Source organism: Novosphingobium sp. SG751A (assembly GCF_013149295.1).
Classification (GTDB): domain Bacteria; phylum Pseudomonadota; class Alphaproteobacteria; order Sphingomonadales; family Sphingomonadaceae; genus Novosphingobium.
Genome location: NZ_JABGCB010000001.1, coordinates 418550 through 435256, shown reverse-complemented (window position 1 = coordinate 435256; position 16707 = coordinate 418550). Strand labels below are relative to the sequence as shown.

Below are 16707 nucleotides of genomic sequence, written 5' to 3'. Positions count from 1 at the left end.
CAAAACTTCTGGAACTCTTGATACACCCGACACGCCTCCAGGGATGACCATGCCGGGCAAGCGGCGGCCCTTAGGCGCAAAGCGGGCGAAAAGCAAGGCGGCTATTGCACCCGCGTGACGTGATAGCCGCGCGCGGCGAGCATTGCGGGCAAGCCGTCCGGTCCGGCCATATGCGCTGCGCCCACGGCCACAAAGGGATGCGCGCCGGTGGCAAGGCTCTGGGCGATCTTGGCGCTCCAGGCCCGGTTGCGGCCGGTATAGAGCGCCTCACGCAAAACCGGATCGGCCAGAATTCCGCGGTTGGTTTCCCGCGCCAGCGTGGCGACATCGCCCTTTTTCCACGCGGCGGCCAGATCGGCGGGGGGCTGCGCATCGGACAGCGCCTCGTCCAGCAGGCGGCGCTGGGCGGTTTCGGGCAGGCGGTCGAAGATCGCCAGTTGCGCGCCCGCGCCTTCCAGCTCGACGATCCGTTTGGCTCCCGCCTCGGCGAGAACGGCGCGGTCTATGCCATAGGCCGGGTTGCCCGTGGCCGCCTCGCGCGCCAACATCAGCGCGGCGGCCCAGGTTTCGGTATCGGCAAAATCGGCGGGTTTGGCATGAGCATCAGCCAGCGCCCGCGCCAGAGCGGCGCGGTTTTGCGGTGCAACCCGCGCATCCAGCGGGGGCAGGCCGGGCGTATGGGCCAGCGCCTGAAACGCCCGCGCCGTGGCCGCATCGTCATTCAGGGCAGCGATTTCGACGATGATCGTATCGGCCCCATCCCATGCCGACGCCACAGCGCCCTCGCGCCAATCCGCCGCGCGGGGCAGGGCGTGGATCGTGCCCAGCAGCCAACCTTTCTGTCCGCCGGGGCCTTCAACCTGCCACAGGGCCGGATGAACCGCCTCAGGCCGATGCAGCCCATACCACGCCGCCCCGCCCGCCAGCGAGAGCGCGGCAAGAGCGGCCCAGCCCCGTTTCATTATTGAACCCGCGTGGCGATGATGCCCTGCTTGGCCAATTGTTCCTGCACGCTGCCATGTCCGGCCAGATGGCCCGCGCCCACCGCGATGAATACCTTACCCGGCTTGCTCAGCCGTTGCCCGATCCATGCCGCCCAGTTGCGGTTGCGGCCCAGCAGCAACGCCTCGGCCAGCTTGGGGTCGCTCTGGTCGGCGTTGATGAGTTTGGCCAGACGGGCAGCATTGCCCACCTTCCACGCGGCGATCATCACGCCCAGTTCGGTGGTGATTTTGGGCGAATTGACCGCCACTTCGCGCAAATATCCCCGCTGCGAGGCGATGGGCAGCGAATCGAACAGGCCAAGCTGATATTCGGGCGTTTCGAGCGCGACATGCTCAATCCCGCGTTCCTGCGCCATTTTGACAAGGCGGCCATCAACCCCATTGGCCGGGTCATAGCCCGACTTCATCAGGGGAAGAGTGGAAAGCGCCACGGCAGCATACCATGGACGGAAACTGTCGAACATGGCAGGCGCCAGACCGTTGCCCGCCAGTGCCTTTTCCAGCGCCTTGCGCGTGGTGGGCGAGAGCGTGGCGCGCAGGTTCTGGCCCTGCGGCAGCATCGCCTTATCCATCACGATAGCGCGCATATCCTCCGGCTTTTTCTCGATAATTTCGGTCACCAGCGAGGTGGATTCCGAAAAAGCCTGCGCCACCGCGCCGTCGAACCAGTCGATATTGGCGGGCAGAGCGTGGACCGTGCCGAACAGATAGATCACCGTCTCGCCGCTCTGCACTTTCCACAAGGCGGGGCGGGCGATATGCGGGCTGGCCAGCTTCTGGCTGGCGACCGGGGTGGGGTGATGTTGAACTCTGGCGGTGGCGGGCGCGACAAATGCCAACGCGGCGGCCAGAAGCGCGCAGGCATAAGCCACAGCGCGTGTGAAGCGGGGGAGGATGACCTTCGACATGGCGGTCCCTATAAAGATCCTGTGTCACCTGTCGATTGCGCTAATAGGCGAACAAGGGGTTAATTTCGGCGGAAAACGGGGGGTGTTGGCGCGCGTGACGGGTTTTGCCGCCCTTGACCCGTTGCAGGCCATACGCCAAAGGCAGGCCCTATGAGCGAAACAGCACCTTTGGCCAAAAAGCCGCTGAGCTTTCAGGACATGATCCTGACCCTCCATGATTTCTGGAGCAAGCAGGGGTGTGCGATCCTGCAGCCCTATGACATGCGCATGGGCGCGGGTACGTTTCACCCCGCCACGACCCTGCGCGCGCTGGGCCCCGAACCGTGGAAGGCCGCCTATGTGCAGCCCAGCCGCCGCCCGACCGATGGCCGCTATGGCGAAAATCCCAACCGCCTTCAGCACTATTATCAGTATCAGGTGATCCTCAAGCCTTCGCCGGAGAATTTGCAGGAACTGTATCTGCAATCCTTGGCTGCGATTGGCGTGGACCTGCTGGCCCATGACATCCGTTTTGTCGAGGATGACTGGGAAAGCCCGACGCTGGGCGCATGGGGGCTGGGCTGGGAGGTCTGGTGCGACGGCATGGAGGTGACGCAGTTCACCTATTTCCAGCAGGTCGGCGGGTTTGACTGCAAGCCGGTTGCGGGCGAGCTGACCTATGGGCTTGAGCGTCTGGCCATGTATATTCAGGGCGTGGACTGGGTTTACGACCTGCGCTTCAATGACGCCGGTGTGACCTATGGCGATGTGTTCCTGAAGAATGAGCAGGAAATGTCGAAGTACAATTTCGAGGTGGCCGACACCGAGCAATTGTTCAAAGGCTTTGCCCATGCCGAGGCCGAGGCCAAGCGCTGCATCGAGGCGAAGATCCCGCTGGCCGCTTACGACCAAGCCATTGAGGCGTCGCATCTCTTCAACCTGCTTCAGGCGCGCGGCGTGATTTCCGTGCAGGAGCGCGCCAGCTATATCGGCCGCGTGCGCGATCTGGCCAAGGGCGCGTGCGAAGCGTGGATCGAGAAGAACGAGGCCGAATGGGCCGTGAAATTTCCGGGGTGGACGAAATGAGCGATTTCCTTCTTGAACTGCGCAGCGAGGAAATTCCCGCGCGGATGCAGGCGGGCGCGCGGGCCGAACTGGAAAAGCTGTTTCGCGCTGCAATGGCGGCGGCGGGCGTTGCGGTTGGCGAACTGACGCTGTGGTCGACGCCGCGACGTCTGGCGCTGATCGCGCGCGGGCTGCCCGTGGCGACGCAGGCGGTGCGTGAGGAAGTGAAGGGGCCGAAAGCCTCGGCGCCCGAACAGGCGCTGGCCGGGTTCCTGCGCAAGACCGGATTGACACGTGAGCAGTTGGAAGAGCGCGATGGCGTGCTTTTCGCTGTGACCGAAAAGCCGGGCCGCGCGACGGCAGATGTGCTGGCCGAAGCCATTCCCGCCATTGTGCGCGGGTTTAGCTGGCCCAAATCGCAGCGCTGGGGGGCGGCTTCGCTGTCCACCGAGAGCCTGCGCTGGGTGCGCCCGTTGCAGGGCATTGTCGCGCTGCTCGACGGCGCGGTGGTGGAATGCGAGGTCGGCGGGATCGTGTCGGGCCGTGAGACGGTGGGGCATCGTTTCCATTCCTCGGGCGTGGTTTCGGTAGCCGATGCCGCCAGCTATGCCGATGATCTGCGCGCCGCGCATGTTCTGGTGAACCACGAAGAGCGGCAGGACATCATCCGCGCCAAGGCCAAGGAGGCGGCGTCTGCTGCTGGCCTGACCTTGGTTGAGGACGAGGGTCTGGTGATCGAGAATGCGGGCCTGACCGAATGGCCGCAGCCTTTGCTGGGCCGGTTTGACGAGGCTTTCCTTGAGGTTCCGCCCGAGGTCATCCAGTTGACCGCGCGCGTGAACCAGAAGTATTTCGTGTGCGAAGAGAATGGCAAGCTGGCCAATGCCTTTGTCTGCACCGCCAATATTGACGCCATCGACGGGGGCAAGGGCATCATCGCGGGCAACCGCAAGGTGCTGGCCGCGCGTTTGAGCGATGCGCGGTTTTTCTGGCAGCAGGATTTGAAGATCAAGCTGGCCGATCAGGCCAAGAAGCTGGAGCGGATTACGTTCCATGAGAAGCTGGGCACGGTAGCGCAGCGTCAGGAGCGCTTTGTCGCGCTGACCGGCGCGTTTCAGGGCGCGCTGGCCCAGAGCGTGGATCATGCGCGCGCCGCAGCCTCCATTCTCAAGGCCGATCTGGTCACCGAAATGGTGGGCGAATTCCCCGAATTGCAGGGACTGATGGGCGGCTATTATGCCGCTGCCGAAGGTCTGCCTGCGCCGGTCGTGGCCGCCATCCGCGATCATTACAAGCCTGCGGGCCAGTCGGACGAATTGCCGGTCGAGGGCGCCGCGATCTTGACCGCGATTATCGACAAGGTGGACGCGCTGGTCGGCTTCTTTGGCGCCGATCTCAAGCCCACCGGCTCTAAGGACCCCTTTGCGCTGCGCCGTGCGGCCTTGGGCGTGATCCGGCTGATTACGGAAAACGGGCTGCGTTTGAACCTGCTGCCCTTGTTCGGGGCAGGTGCAGGGCTTTATCGCGATCAGGGCGTGGCGGTGAATGATGCGGCCGACGATCTGCTCTCCTTCTTCGCCGACCGCCTCAAGGTCCAGCAGAAAGAAGCGGGCGTTCGCCACGACCTGATCGACGCGGTGTTTGCGCTTGGCGGCGAGGACGACCTCGTCCGCCTGCTCGCCCGCGTTCATGCGTTGCAGGCTTTTGTGCAGACCGACGACGGCAAGAACCTGCTCGCCGGTTACAAGCGCGCGGCTAATATCCTCAAGGCCGAGGAGAAGAAGGGCTGGGAGGCTGGCGCCACCAATCCTGCGCCCGAACCGGCCGAAGCCGCGCTGATCGCGGCGCTGGCCGATGCGGCGCCGCGCGCGGAAAAGGCCGTGGCGGCTGAGGATTTCACCGGGGCGATGGCGGCTCTGGCGTCCTTGCGCAGCGCGGTTGACGAGTTCTTTAACCACGTCACAGTAAATGCCGAGGATCAGGGTATCCGCTCGGCGCGTCTAGGTCTTTTGTCGCAATTGCGTGCTGCAACGCACAAAGTGGCTGACTTCTCAAGGATCGAAGGCTAGGGGCAGGGAAACTACAAAGGCCGATTCGTTCTGGGAGGCTTGGTCTAATCATGTCTGCATACGTATTCTATTTCGGTGGTGGCGCCAATTCGACCGACCCGCGCAGCCGCGACAAGACCGTTGTCGGCGGCAAAGGCGCCAATCTGGCCGAAATGGCCGGGATCGGCCTGCCGGTGCCGCCGGGCTTTACGATCAGCACCGAAGTTTGCGCCACCTATAACGCGAACGGCAAGAGCTTTGACGATGACCTGCGCGCGGGCGTTGCTGCGGGCGTGGCGCATGTCGAAAGCTCCACGGGCCGCAAGTTTGGCGATACGGCCAATCCGCTGCTGGTCTCGGTGCGTTCGGGCGCGCGGGTTTCGATGCCGGGCATGATGGACACGGTGCTCAACCTTGGCCTGAATGACGAAACGGTGCAGGGTCTGGCACAGGGTTCGGGCAACCCGCGCTTTGCATGGGATTCCTATCGTCGCTTCATTCAGATGTATTCCGACGTGGTGCTGGGCATCGACCATCACCTGTTCGAGGATGCTCTGGAAATCGTCAAGGAAGACAACGGTTTTTACGCCGATGTTGAGCTGGAAGCCGAGCATTGGCAGGCTCTGGTTGGCGAGTACAAGGCCATCGTCGAAAAGGCGCTGGGCCGCGCGTTCCCGCAGGATGTGCATGAACAGCTCTGGGGCGCGATCGGCGCTGTGTTCGACAGTTGGGAGAGCGAGCGCGCCAAGGTCTATCGCCGTCTGAACGACATTCCGGGCGATTGGGGCACGGCGGTCAACGTGCAGGCGATGGTGTTCGGCAATATGGGAGACACCTCGGCCACCGGCGTTGCCTTCACCCGCGATCCGGCGACCGGCGAGAAGGCCTATTACGGCGAATGGCTGGTCAATGCGCAGGGCGAAGACGTGGTGGCGGGCATCCGCACCCCGCAATATCTGACCAAATTCGCTCGCGAGCGCGCCGGGGCCAAGCCGCTTTCGATGGAAGAGGCGATGCCCGAGGCCTACACTGAGCTGGCCGCTGTCTTTGAACTGCTGGAAAAGCACTACAAGGACATGCAGGACATCGAATTCACCGTCGAGCGCAACAAGCTGTGGATGCTGCAAACGCGAAGCGGCAAGCGCACGGCCAAGGCTGCGCTCAAGATGGCGGTCGATATGGTGGGCGAAGGCCTGATCGACGAGGCCAGCGCGGTTCGCCGCGTCGATCCGATGGCGCTCGATCAACTGCTGCACCCCACGCTCGACCCCAAGGCGGAGCGTGACTATCTGGGCAAGGGGCTTCCCGCGTCGCCGGGCGCGGCCAGCGGCGCGATCGTGCTGGACGCCGAAACGGCGCAGGCGCGGGCCGAGCGCGGCGACAGCGTCATCCTCGTGCGCGTGGAAACCAGCCCTGAAGACATACACGGCATGCATGCGGCCAAGGGTATCCTGACTGCGCGCGGCGGCATGACCAGCCACGCAGCCGTGGTTGCGCGCGGCATGGGCCGCCCCTGCGTCTCGGGCGCCAGTGCGGTCAGCATCGACATGAACCGCCGCACTCTGAAGATCGGCACGCGCGATCTGAAGGAAGGCGACATCATCACGCTGGACGGCGCGACGGGCGACATCATGGGCGGCGCCGTGCCGACCATTGAGCCTGAACTGGTGGGCGATTTCGGCACGCTGATGGTCTGGGCCGACAAGCACCGCCGGATGAAGGTGCGCACCAATGCCGAAACGCCTGAGGATTGCCGCACCGCGCGCAGTTTTGGCGCCGAAGGCATCGGCCTTTGCCGCACCGAGCATATGTTCTTTGACGCGGGCCGCATTTCGGCCGTGCGCCAAATGATCTTGGCTGAGGACGAGGAAGGCCGCCGCGCTGCTCTGGCCAAATTGCTGCCCGAGCAGCGCGCCGATTTCCATGCGATCTTCGAGATCATGGCGGGCCTGCCGGTGACGATCCGTCTGCTCGATCCGCCGCTGCACGAATTCCTGCCGCATGGCGACGCGGAATTTGCCGAACTGTCGGACGCCATCGGCATTGGCGTGGAAACGCTCAAGCGTCGCGCAGGCGAATTGCATGAATTCAACCCGATGCTGGGCCATCGCGGGTGCCGTCTGGGGATTACCTTCCCGGAAATCTATGAGATGCAGGCGCGCGCGATCTTTGAGGCCGCCGTCGATGTGGCGCTGGCCAGCGGCGAAGCGGTTGTGCCCGAAGTGATGATCCCGCTAGTGGCGACCAAGAAGGAGCTTTCGATCCTGAAGGCTCTGGTGGACCGCACCGCTGCGCAGGTCTTTGCCGAGAAGGGCAAGGTGCTGGATTACCTCGTCGGCACGATGATCGAATTGCCGCGCGCGGCGTTGATGGCGGGCGAGATTGCCGAAGAAGCCAAATTCTTCTCCTTCGGCACCAATGACCTGACGCAGACCACGCTGGGCGTGTCGCGCGATGATGCGGCCCGTTTCCTCTCGGCCTATGTCGAGCAGGGCATTTATGCGCGCGATCCCTTCGTCAGCCTCGATGTCGAGGGCGTGGGCCAATTGGTCGAATTGGCCGCTGAGCGCGGGCGCAAGACCCTGCCGGGTATCAAGCTGGGCATTTGCGGCGAGCATGGCGGGGATCCGGCCTCGATTGCCTTCTGCGAAAAGACGGGGCTGGATTATGTTTCGGCTTCGCCCTTCCGCGTGCCGATTGCGCGGTTGGCGGCTGCGCAGGCGGCTTTGGGGTAAGGCAGGCTTTATGCCTCCGGCGGGCCAAGGGACTCGTCCCTTGGCGATCCCGTTACTGGGGCGTGCTTGATCTGAAGCGTTGAATGAATAAAAGCCTGCGGCGCCAAGATAAGGCACCGCAGGCTTTTTATTGTCGCGTCCGACCCAAAACGCCGAACCCGACACGCAACGCAGACAGTAACGGGAGCGCGAGGGTTTGGACCCTCGCATCTATCCCTTCACCTTCTCCAGCCACTCAACGTCAAAATCTCAAACACCTCGGTCACACGCCCATCCTCGGCCTGTTCGTCAAAGGCCACCAGCGCGCGGGCATAACCGGCCTCGCCCACGGCGGGGCCGTTCTGGGTCAAAACCCCGCCCCATCCTTGCGCGCGCACATCGCCGACAAGCCCCGCCAGCGAGCGGAACCGCACCTTGACCGAGCGGCCATCGCTGACCGGATCGGCAAAGCCGGCGCGTTGCAGCAGTTGGGCGCCAGCGCGCACATCGACCATCGGGTGCATCCGGGCGGCGGGGCGGTCGCCATCGGCGGCCATCATGATCGCGCGCAGGGTGGGCAGCGACCCGGCCCCGGCAAAGCTGGCGATCATCACGCCTCCGGGCTTGAGCGCCTGTCGCATATGGATCAGCGCGCCGGGCAGGTCATTGACCGTATCCAATGTGCCCAGCGAGGCGATCAGATCGAAATCGCGCAGCAGATAGGGCTGTTCCTCATCCAGCACGATGGCTCCTCGCAAGCCCGCCGGATCGGCTTCGATCACCTCGGCCCCCTGCGCGCGCAGATTTGCCGCCAGCGCTCCGGTCCAGTCGCCCACCACCAGCGCCCGCTGCGGCACCATTTGCACAAAGGAGAGCCGTTCCAGCACATCTTCAACCATATCGTCGAGCAGGTAATGTGCAGCATTAGGCTGATTTTGCAGGATTATGGCCCGGCGGCGGGCGGCAAGGCGGCGGTGCGGCGCAAAAATGCGAGGAGGTTGACTCATGGCCTCTGTCCTGCCTTTTGCGTCGCGCGCCTGCAAGGATCTTCGTGCTTGCCCCGGCAAAACCAGCCATTAGACTTTTGTCGATGAGCCGCCTTTCGCCCGTTCTCGACCTGCTCTTCCCTCCGCGCTGCCCCTTATGCGGCGATGGGGTGAGTGCGCATGGCGGGCTTTGCGCGCCTTGCTGGTCGGGCCTTGCGATGCCGGGTGATCCTTCGTGTCGGCTATGCCAGCGCCCTTTGAGCAGCGCGGCGGCCTCTCATACCGAGGATGGCCTGCTGTGCCACACCTGCGTGGTTGAGGCGCCGCGCCATCATGGAGTCGCGGCGGCCACGCTTTATAATGATACCTCGCGCCAATTGGTGATCGCGCTCAAACATGGGCGGCGGGTGGCGCTGGCAGGGCTGATGGGGCGACTGATGGCGGCACGATTAAGGGCGCAGGATATCGGGCCCGGATGGCTGGTGGTGCCGGTGCCGCTGCATCGCTGGCGGCTGTGGGCGCGCGGGTTCAACCAATCGGCGCTGTTGGCGCAGGAGATTGCGCGGCATACCGGCGCGCGACCGATGGTCGATGCGCTGGTGCGGCGGCGTAAGACGCCGATGCTGGGCGGATTGGGGCCGCAGGAACGGGCCAAGGTGCTGAGCGGCGCGATATGCGTGCATCCCGGCCGCAAGGTGCGCCTGCATGGCGCCAAAGTGATTCTGGCCGATGATGTGCTGACCAGCGGGGCGACCACCAATGCCTGCATCGCCGCGCTGGAGCAGGCGGGCGCGGCGCGGGTAATGGTGGCCTGTTTCGCCCGCGTGCATGGCGAGGAGCTTGCGTAACTGCGCCATAAGAAAACGCCCGGAGGTCAGACCTCCGGGCGTTAACGTGACGAAACTGATAGGCGACGCTTCTCAGCGCAACTGGTGTCCCCCCCTGATGGGCCACCACACCTGAACCCTCTTCTCTACCGCGCAACACTCTTTCAGCGCTGGCTGGCATTTCCCTGAACCGTGGCGCTTTACGCTGCCTGGCAATACGATCTCCCTCAAGACCGTGACCGATTTGTTTCAACTTTTCGGGCCAAAGATAAAGAGGCGATCATCGCAAGTGTGGATTTTCGCCCCCAGTTGTGGTTATCGCGCAACATCACCGCGTCCAGCAGAGGGCTGGGGCGCCTTGAACGGGAAGTTTTACGTATGTCCGCCGGGAATATCGAGCGCGAATCCGGTTCCACTTTCATGCCGCGTTTCGATGCGCAGGGGCTTTTGACGGCCATCGCGGTTGATTCGGAAAGCCGGGAAATCCTGATGGTAGCGTTCATGGATGCGCAGGCGCTGGACAAAACACGTGAGACGGGACTGGCCCATTTCCATTCGCGTTCGCGCGGGCGGCTTTGGCTCAAGGGCGAAACCTCGGGCCATTTTCTGCGGGTGCAGGAAATTCGCGTCGATTGCGATCAGGACGCGCTGGTCATGTTGTGCAAGCCCGAAGGTCCGGCCTGCCACACGGGCGCGCGCAGTTGCTTCTATCGCAAGCTGGAGGGGGATGCCCTCCAGCGCGTCGATTAATCAGGCAAAAATCTCGTCAAAGAAGCTGAGCATCGCGGCCCAGCTCTGACGGTCGGCGCTGGTGTTATAGCCCAGGAAGTCCTTGCCGCGCGCATCGCTGTCGGGGTCGGTAAAGCCATGGCGCACACCCGCATAGGCGTGGAAATGCCAATTGGCCCCGGCGGCGTCCAATTCCTCCCACAGGCCGATGACGGCGCTGCGCGGGGCCAGTGGGTCGGCATCGCCATGCAGCACCAGAATGCGCGCCTTGACCGCGCCGGGGGCGGCGGGCTTTTGCGTGCCGAACACGCCGTGGAAGCTGACCGCGGCGGCAATGTCGGCCCCGTCACGCGCCAGTTCGAGCGCGGCCTGACCGCCCATGCAATAGCCGATCACGCCGACCTTGAGTCCTTCGGCACCGGGCAGTGCGCGCAGCGCCGAAAGCGCGGCATGCAGGCGGGTGCGATATTGGTCCCAATCGCCGCGCAGCGCCTCGGCCATGGGGAAGGAAGCCTCGAAACTGGCCACCGGCGCGCCATAGAAATCGCCGATCATGGCCAGATAGCCTTGCTCTGCCAGAGCGGCGGCGCGCGCCTCAATGGCGGGGCCGACATTGGCGATGGTGGGCCAGATCAGGATCGCGGCGCGCGGCACCCCGGCCGGGCGCGCCAGCCAGCCCGTCAGCGAGACATCGCCGTCGGAATAGGAAACAGGCTCAAGCATGATCAATCATCCTCTTGGGGGGTAAAGCGATTGGCTTTGCGGATTTGCGGGAACAACACGGCCCAGATCAGCGTCACAGCCACCGCGCCAAGGCCGCCAAACAGCACCGCCCCCTGCGCGCCCAGCAGCCATGCGGCAATGCCCGATTCCATCTCGCCCAATTCGTTGGAAGCGCCGATGGCCAGACCCGAAATCGCCGAAACCCGCCCGCGCATCGCATCGGGCGTATGCATCTGAACCAAGGTGGAGCGTACGAACATGCTGATCATGTCCGCCGCGCCCAGTACCGCCAGCATGGCCAGCGACAGCGCATAATTGGTGGAAACGGCAAACACCGCCGTGGCCGCGCCAAACAACGCGACCGAGCCGAGCATGGTGATGCCCACCCGCCGCTCCAGCGGCTTGATGGACAGCAGCACCCCAAGCACTGCCGCGCCCACCGCCGGGGCCGCGCGCATCTGGCCCAGACCCGTGGGGCCGACATGCAGAATGTCGCGCGCATAGACCGGCATCAGCGCTGTGGCCCCGGCCAGCAGCACCGCGAACAGATCGAGCGTAATGCAGCCCAGCAGGAACGGATTGCCGCGCACAAAGGTGAGGCCCTCCCATGCCATGCGCATCGGATGGGTTTCGCGATTGGCGGCATGGGCGGGCAGGGGGCGGATCGTCAGCAAGGCCAGCGCCGAAACGCACAGCAGCGCAGAGGCCATCCAATAGAACAGCGAAGGGTGCCAGCCAAACAGCAGTCCGGCCACCGCAGGCCCGGCAATCGTGCCCGACTGCATCGCCATGGAATTCATCGCAATCGCGCGGGGCAAGAGTGCGGGCGGCACGATCATCGGCGCGATGGCCCCGACCGAGGGCCCGACAAACACCCGCGCCGTGCCATGCGCCATGCCCAGAAACAGCACCAGCGGCAGGCTGAGCCAGCCTTGCCATGTGGTGATCGCCAGCGTGAAGGCCATGACCATATCGACAGAAACCGAGAGCGCGCCCACTTTGCGCCGGTCAAACCGGTCGGACACCACGCCCGAAACCGGCGTCAAAAGAAGCATCGGCACGAATTGCACAAAACCCAGCACCCCCAGCATGAAGGAGGCCTGGGCAATGGTCATCCCATAGGATTGGCGCGCCAGATCATAAAGCTGATAGCCGATGATGACCACCATGCCCGACCCTGACAGCCATGAGAGGAAACGGGCGATCCAAAATCGGCGATAGTCGGCGATTTGCAGAGGGTTGGTTGGCTCCATCACCGCGCCGATGTGGCAGGTGCGAGGGCGATTGCCAAGATACCAGTGCTTGGGGAACGAAAAATCTGCCTTTCGTCCCCCTGTGCCCGGCCGGAATGATTTAGCGGCGCAGGCGCGGGTTGGGTTGAAGGGCGGCGATCATGTTGGTGAAGTCATCCTGACGGATGATGCGTTCGAATTGAAAACCCGAACGATCATCGGTCGACCAGATGAGATGAGCCTCAATGCGCCCGACAACGGGCAGGCGGATCGTCACTCTTTCGCCGCGCCCCAGTTCGACCTTGTTGCCGACCATAAAGCCGTGGATTGAAATATTGGCGATGTCGAGCATCACATCGCCTTCGCGCCGGTGTTCTGCGACCACCCGAAAACTGACCGGATGGCGCGCGGCGCGGCGCAGTTCGGTAACCGAAAGCTGTGCCCCTGATGCCATGTGTCAATCTCCTGCGTTATATATGTGAGGAGATGCTTTTATGACACAAATGGCGAAAAAATGGTAAATATGGCAAGAACCTGCCGGTGGGGGCGGCAAGAGCTTGCCGCCCCCTTTGACCATTACAGAGCCTTGAGAATCCCGTGCTTTTTTTTGCCCGAAGAAAGGCGGATTTCCCCGCTTTCAAGGCTAATGACCTGATTTTCATCACTAACGCCGACGCCGTCCAGCTTGGCCCCGCCGCCCGCGATCAAACGCTTGGCTTCGCCTCGGCTCGCCGCAAAACCAATTCCGACCAGCGCATCGACGATCGTACAGCCCTCGGCCGGAACATGCCACACGGGCAGATCCGCGCCCAGCCCGCCGCCGGCAAAAGTGGCGCTGGCGGTGGCTTCGGCAGCCTTGGCGGCTTCTTCGCCGCGCACCAGTTTCGTCACTTCATTGGCCAGCACGATCTTGGCGGCGTTGATCTCGCTGCCCTCAAGGCTTTCAAGGCGGGCGATTTCATCGAGCGGCAGGTCGGTGAACAGCTTGAGGAAGCGGCCCACGTCGCGATCGTCTGTGTTGCGCCAATATTGCCAGAAGTCATAGGCGGGCAGCGCATCATCGTTGAGCCAGACCGCGCCATTGACGGACTTGCCCATCTTGGCGCCGTCGGCTGTGGTCAGCAGCGGGGTGGTGACGCCAAACACCTCGACCCCGTCCATGCGGCGGGTCAGTTCGATGCCGTTGACGATATTGCCCCATTGGTCCGACCCGCCCATCTGCAGGCGGCAGCCATAGCGCTTTGACAATTCGCGGAAGTCATAGCCTTGAAGAATCATATAGTTGAATTCAAGGAACGACAGCGACTGTTCACGATCCAGCCTTGTTTTGACCGAGTCGAAGGAAAGCATCCGGTTGACGCTGAAATGCTGGCCCACCTCGCGCAGGAACGAGATATAGCCCAGCTTGTCGAGCCATTCGGCATTGTCGACCATGATCGCATCGCTCGGCCCGTCACCAAAGGTCAGGAAACGATCGAACACCCGGCGGATCGAGGCGACATTGTCCGCGATGATCTCGTCGGTCATCAGCTTGCGCGCTTCGTCCTTGAAGCTGGGGTCGCCGATCTTGCCGGTGCCGCCGCCCATCACGACGATGGGCTTGTGCCCGGCCTGTTGCAAACGGCGCAGCAGCATGATCTGCACCATCGACCCCACGTGCAGCGATGGCGCGGTGGGATCGAAGCCGATATAGCCCGGCACCACCTGCTTACAGGCCAACGCATCGAGCGCGGCGGCATCGGTCAACTGGTGGATATAGCCCCGCTCGTTGAGCAGGCGCAGCAGGTCGGACTTGTATTCGGTCATGTTTGCCTCTTGATTGAAGCTGCCGCCTAGCATGGAGAATTGGCTTTGGGAACTTTCTCGCTGATCTGTCATCCGCAAACGCCCGCGTTGGAGGTGAAATCCCTGCGGGTGGAATGGGAGGCGCGCGGGGATGCGCTGGTGCTGCGCTATCGCGTGGGCGGGGCGGGGGGGCTGGTGCTGCCCGCGCCCGCCGCGCCGGAGCGCAAGGATGACCTGTGGCAGGCGACCTGTTTTGAGCTGTTTCTAGGGCGGGCGGGGACGACTTATCAGGAGTTCAATTTCTCGCCCTCCTCGCGCTGGGCGACTTATGCTTTTGCCGATTATCGCGCTGATGGCGATGATGCGGATATGCCAATCGCCCCGGTAATCGCCATGGCGCGGGCGGGGGATGAGGCGATCTGCGAGGTCCGCCTGCCGCGCGCGATTCTGGATGGCGCGGTTTGTGCGGGCCTGACCGCCGTGATCGAGGAGGCGGGGGGGCATAAATCCTATTGGGCGCTGGCACACGGCGAAGGACGGCCCGATTTTCACAAGCGCTCTTGCTTCACGCTCCAGCTTGCGGCAGCGGAGGCACCATGACTGTTCTGTTCGGCCTTGACCGCCTGCTCGCTGATCCCTCGCTTCGTGCGCCGCTTGCCGGACGCCGCGTTTCGCTGGTCGCGCATCCCGCCTCGCTGACGGCTGGGTTGGTGCATAGTCTCGACGCGCTGGCCACCTGCGTGGATGTGAGCCTGACCAGCGCCTTTGGTCCGCAGCATGGGCTGAAGGGCGACAAGCAGGACAATATGGTCGAGACGGAGGACGAGTTCGACCCCGCTCTGGGCATCCCGGTGTTCAGCCTTTATGGACAGGTGCGCCGCCCGACCCCGGCGATGATGGACACAGCGGACGTTTTTCTCTTCGATCTTCAGGACCTTGGCTGCCGGATCTACACTTTCGTCACCACGCTGCTCTATCTGCTGGAGGCCGCATCGGGCACGGGCAAATCGGTCTGGGTGCTGGACCGACCCAACCCTGCGGGGCGGCCCATCGAGGGGCTGACGCTCCTGCCTGGGCAGGAGAGTTTTGTTGGCGCCGGGCCGATGCCGATGCGCCACGGCCTGACGCTGGGCGAGATGGGGCGCTGGTTCGTCGATCATTTCAAGCTGGACGTTGATTACCGCGTCATCACAATGGAGGGCTGGCAGCCCGATGCCCCGGCGCGGGCAGGTCTGGCCGGTTTTGGCTGGCCCGAGGAGCGGCTCTGGATCAACCCCAGCCCGAATGCCGCGAGCCTCAATATGGCGCGCGCTTATGCCGGGACGGTGATGCTGGAGGGCACGAACCTGTCCGAAGGGCGCGGCACGACGCGGCCTTTGGAGGTGCTTTTCGGCGCGCCGGATGTGGATGCCAAGGCGGTGCTGGCCGAGATGCAGAGCTTCGCCCCGCAATGGATGACCGGTTGCGCCCTGCGCGAATGCTGGTTCACGCCGACGTTCCACAAGCATGTCGGCCAATTGTGCAGCGCGCTGATGATCCATGCCGAGGGCGGATTTTACGATCACCAAGCCTTCCGCCCATGGCGCTTGCAGGCGCTGGCCTTCAAGGCGATCCGGCGGCTCTATCCCGATTATCCGCTGTGGCGCGATTTTCCCTATGAGTATGAGCTGACGCGGCTGGCCATTGACGTCATCAATGGTGGTCCGGAGCTGCGTGAATGGGTGGATGATGCAGGCTCTTGCGCGACCGATCTCGATGCGATCACCACGCCGGACGAGGCGCGCTGGGCGGAGGAAGTCGCTCCCTATCTGCTCTATTGATCGCGCGGCGGCGCGGCGCGATGCAGCCGCGCCACCAGCACAAACGAAATATACATCAACAGATACCAAGCCCCCAGCTTGCCGGGCGAAACCATCACCCAGCCGTGCCGCTGCCCCGGATAGAGCCATGCATTGGCGAATGTGGCGATATTTTCCGCGATCCAGATAAAGCCCGCCACCAGAGACCACCCCAGCAAAAGCGGCATCCAGCGATGTACCCGCCAATTCCGGAAATAGACCCGCGTGCGCGAGAACAGCAGGCCGATCGCTGCAAACAGGCCCAAGCGGATATCGGGCAGCCAATGATGTGCAAAGAAATTCACATAGATCAGCACCGCCACCAGTACCGCCAGCCTTTCATCGGGATAATGGCTGAAACGGAAATCAAAGATGCGCCACACGCGGGCGATATAGCTGCCCACCGCCGCATACATGAAGCCGGAGAACAGCGGCACATTGCCGATCCGCAGAAACCCCGCTTCAGGATAGACCCATGACCCCTGTGCGGTCTTGAACAGTTCCATCGCCGTACCCACGATGTGAAAGGCGGCTATCACCCGCGCCTCTTCCCGGCTTTCCAGCCGTAGCGCCAGCATGGCAACCTGTATGCCCAGCGCTGCCAGCGTTAGCATATCATAGCGGGCCAGCGCCGCATGGGCGGGATAGAACAGATGGGTGAGCAGCAGCAGCCCCAGCATCAGGCCGCCAAACAGGCAGGCCCAGCCTTGCTTGAAACCGAAGAGCAGGAACTCATAGACCCATGTGCGCCAGCCGGGGCGCGGGGAAAAGCTTTCGATGCGTGCGCGGATTGCGGCAAAGCGGCTGGGCCCGATGGGCTGAATCTGACGGGTATTTTCCCCACCACTTGTATGCATTGCTTACATTCC

General features: G+C 63.4%; 15 protein-coding genes. 7 read left to right on the top strand and 8 right to left on the bottom strand.

Annotated elements, in window-relative coordinates; translation table 11 throughout:
• Positions 1 to 101 precede the first annotated feature (101 nt).
• Together FHW96_RS02330 and FHW96_RS02325 are read right to left on the bottom strand one after the other, a co-directional pair.
• On the bottom strand, positions 102 to 962 hold the full coding sequence (locus FHW96_RS02330) for a TraB/GumN family protein (RefSeq protein WP_172338925.1): 861 nt from the start codon (positions 960 to 962) through the stop codon (positions 102 to 104).
• On the bottom strand, positions 962 to 1912 hold the full coding sequence (locus FHW96_RS02325; RefSeq protein ID WP_172338924.1) for a TraB/GumN family protein: 951 nt from the start codon (positions 1910 to 1912) through the stop codon (positions 962 to 964). The genes FHW96_RS02330 and FHW96_RS02325 overlap by 1 nt, the downstream gene beginning before the upstream one ends.
• Before the next feature lie 150 nt (positions 1913 to 2062).
• Here FHW96_RS02325 and FHW96_RS02320 point away from each other — a divergent pair, with 150 nt between their 5' ends.
• From FHW96_RS02320 to ppdK, 3 genes are read left to right on the top strand one after another with little or no spacing between them, the layout of a single operon-like run.
• Positions 2063 to 2977 carry a glycine--tRNA ligase subunit alpha gene (locus FHW96_RS02320; protein ID WP_172338923.1) on the top strand — a complete coding sequence of 305 codons (915 nt, stop codon included), beginning with the start codon at positions 2063 to 2065 and terminating at the stop codon, positions 2975 to 2977.
• A complete protein-coding gene (gene glyS, locus FHW96_RS02315) occupies positions 2974 to 5025 on the top strand; it encodes a glycine--tRNA ligase subunit beta (RefSeq protein ID WP_172338922.1) in 2052 nt (683 codons plus the stop codon). Before FHW96_RS02320 ends, glyS begins: the two co-directional genes overlap by 4 nt.
• A 50-nt stretch (positions 5026 to 5075) precedes the next feature.
• Positions 5076 to 7739, top strand: a complete 2664-nt coding sequence (gene ppdK / locus FHW96_RS02310) for a pyruvate, phosphate dikinase (protein ID WP_172338921.1) — start codon at positions 5076 to 5078, stop codon at positions 7737 to 7739.
• Between the two features lie 218 nt (positions 7740 to 7957).
• Here ppdK and FHW96_RS02305 read toward each other — a convergent pair whose 3' ends face one another.
• Positions 7958 to 8725: a methyltransferase domain-containing protein gene (locus tag FHW96_RS02305; protein WP_172338920.1), complete on the bottom strand. Its 768-nt coding sequence runs from the start codon at positions 8723 to 8725 to the stop codon at positions 7958 to 7960.
• Between the two features lie 83 nt (positions 8726 to 8808).
• Between FHW96_RS02305 and FHW96_RS02300 the strand changes: the two genes are divergently transcribed.
• Both FHW96_RS02300 and hisI read left to right on the top strand, forming a co-directional pair.
• On the top strand, positions 8809 to 9552 hold the full coding sequence (locus FHW96_RS02300; RefSeq protein ID WP_253950683.1) for a ComF family protein: 744 nt from the start codon (positions 8809 to 8811) through the stop codon (positions 9550 to 9552).
• Between the two features lie 357 nt (positions 9553 to 9909).
• The gene (gene hisI / locus FHW96_RS02295) at positions 9910 to 10281 is read left to right on the top strand and encodes a phosphoribosyl-AMP cyclohydrolase (protein WP_172338990.1); all 372 of its coding nucleotides are present in this window, start codon (positions 9910 to 9912) and stop codon (positions 10279 to 10281) included.
• Here the strand turns inward: hisI and FHW96_RS02290 are convergent, their stop codons facing one another.
• The 4 genes from FHW96_RS02290 to tyrS all read right to left on the bottom strand — a co-directional run bounded on the left by FHW96_RS02290 (position 10282) and on the right by tyrS (position 14021).
• Entirely contained in the window at positions 10282 to 10983 is a 702-nt protein-coding gene (locus tag FHW96_RS02290) for a dienelactone hydrolase family protein (RefSeq protein ID WP_172338918.1), read from the bottom strand. It abuts the gene before it with no gap.
• A gap of 2 nt (positions 10984 to 10985) precedes the next feature.
• Positions 10986 to 12236 carry an MFS transporter gene (locus FHW96_RS02285; protein ID WP_172338989.1) on the bottom strand — a complete coding sequence of 417 codons (1251 nt, stop codon included), beginning with the start codon at positions 12234 to 12236 and terminating at the stop codon, positions 10986 to 10988.
• A 100-nt stretch (positions 12237 to 12336) separates the two neighbouring features.
• Complete coding sequence (locus tag FHW96_RS02280; RefSeq protein ID WP_172338917.1) at positions 12337 to 12669, bottom strand: PilZ domain-containing protein; 333 nt, start codon at positions 12667 to 12669, stop codon at positions 12337 to 12339.
• A gap of 122 nt (positions 12670 to 12791) precedes the next feature.
• A complete protein-coding gene (gene tyrS / locus FHW96_RS02275; RefSeq protein ID WP_172338916.1) occupies positions 12792 to 14021 on the bottom strand; it encodes a tyrosine--tRNA ligase in 1230 nt (409 codons plus the stop codon).
• Between the two features lie 39 nt (positions 14022 to 14060).
• Between tyrS and FHW96_RS02270 the strand changes: the two genes are divergently transcribed.
• On the top strand, positions 14061 to 14600 hold the full coding sequence (locus tag FHW96_RS02270; RefSeq protein WP_172338915.1) for a DOMON-like domain-containing protein: 540 nt from the start codon (positions 14061 to 14063) through the stop codon (positions 14598 to 14600).
• Positions 14597 to 15820 (top strand): exo-beta-N-acetylmuramidase NamZ domain-containing protein, encoded by a 1224-nt coding sequence (locus FHW96_RS02265; protein WP_172338914.1) that lies wholly within the window; start codon positions 14597 to 14599, stop codon positions 15818 to 15820. Before FHW96_RS02270 ends, FHW96_RS02265 begins: the two co-directional genes overlap by 4 nt.
• Here FHW96_RS02265 and FHW96_RS02260 read toward each other — a convergent pair.
• Complete coding sequence (locus FHW96_RS02260) at positions 15814 to 16695, bottom strand: DUF817 domain-containing protein (protein ID WP_172338913.1); 882 nt, start codon at positions 16693 to 16695, stop codon at positions 15814 to 15816. The two genes, FHW96_RS02265 and FHW96_RS02260, sit on opposite strands and share 7 nt — an antisense overlap.
• Between the last annotated feature and the right edge of the window lie 12 nt (positions 16696 to 16707).

Excerpts from the sequence above, each read along its gene's own strand:
- FHW96_RS02325 (WP_172338924.1), bottom strand. The coding sequence starts at position 1,912 with ATGTCGAAGGTCATCCTCCCCCGCTTCACACGCGCTGTGGCTTATGCC.
- FHW96_RS02290 (WP_172338918.1), bottom strand. The coding sequence starts at position 10,983 with ATGCTTGAGCCTGTTTCCTATTCCGACGGCGATGTCTCGCTGACGGGC.
- glyS (WP_172338922.1), top strand. The coding sequence starts at position 2,974 with ATGAGCGATTTCCTTCTTGAACTGCGCAGCGAGGAAATTCCCGCGCGG.
- FHW96_RS02305 (WP_172338920.1), bottom strand. The coding sequence starts at position 8,725 with ATGAGTCAACCTCCTCGCATTTTTGCGCCGCACCGCCGCCTTGCCGCC.
- FHW96_RS02280 (WP_172338917.1), bottom strand. The coding sequence starts at position 12,669 with ATGGCATCAGGGGCACAGCTTTCGGTTACCGAACTGCGCCGCGCCGCG.
- FHW96_RS02300 (WP_253950683.1), top strand. The coding sequence starts at position 8,809 with ATGAGCCGCCTTTCGCCCGTTCTCGACCTGCTCTTCCCTCCGCGCTGC.
- FHW96_RS02330 (WP_172338925.1), bottom strand. The coding sequence starts at position 962 with ATGAAACGGGGCTGGGCCGCTCTTGCCGCGCTCTCGCTGGCGGGCGGG.
- hisI (WP_172338990.1), top strand. The coding sequence starts at position 9,910 with ATGTCCGCCGGGAATATCGAGCGCGAATCCGGTTCCACTTTCATGCCG.
- FHW96_RS02285 (WP_172338989.1), bottom strand. The coding sequence starts at position 12,236 with ATGGAGCCAACCAACCCTCTGCAAATCGCCGACTATCGCCGATTTTGG.
- ppdK (WP_172338921.1), top strand. The coding sequence starts at position 5,076 with ATGTCTGCATACGTATTCTATTTCGGTGGTGGCGCCAATTCGACCGAC.
- FHW96_RS02265 (WP_172338914.1), top strand. The coding sequence starts at position 14,597 with ATGACTGTTCTGTTCGGCCTTGACCGCCTGCTCGCTGATCCCTCGCTT.
- FHW96_RS02260 (WP_172338913.1), bottom strand. The coding sequence starts at position 16,695 with ATGCATACAAGTGGTGGGGAAAATACCCGTCAGATTCAGCCCATCGGG.
- FHW96_RS02320 (WP_172338923.1), top strand. The coding sequence starts at position 2,063 with ATGAGCGAAACAGCACCTTTGGCCAAAAAGCCGCTGAGCTTTCAGGAC.
- tyrS (WP_172338916.1), bottom strand. The coding sequence starts at position 14,021 with ATGACCGAATACAAGTCCGACCTGCTGCGCCTGCTCAACGAGCGGGGC.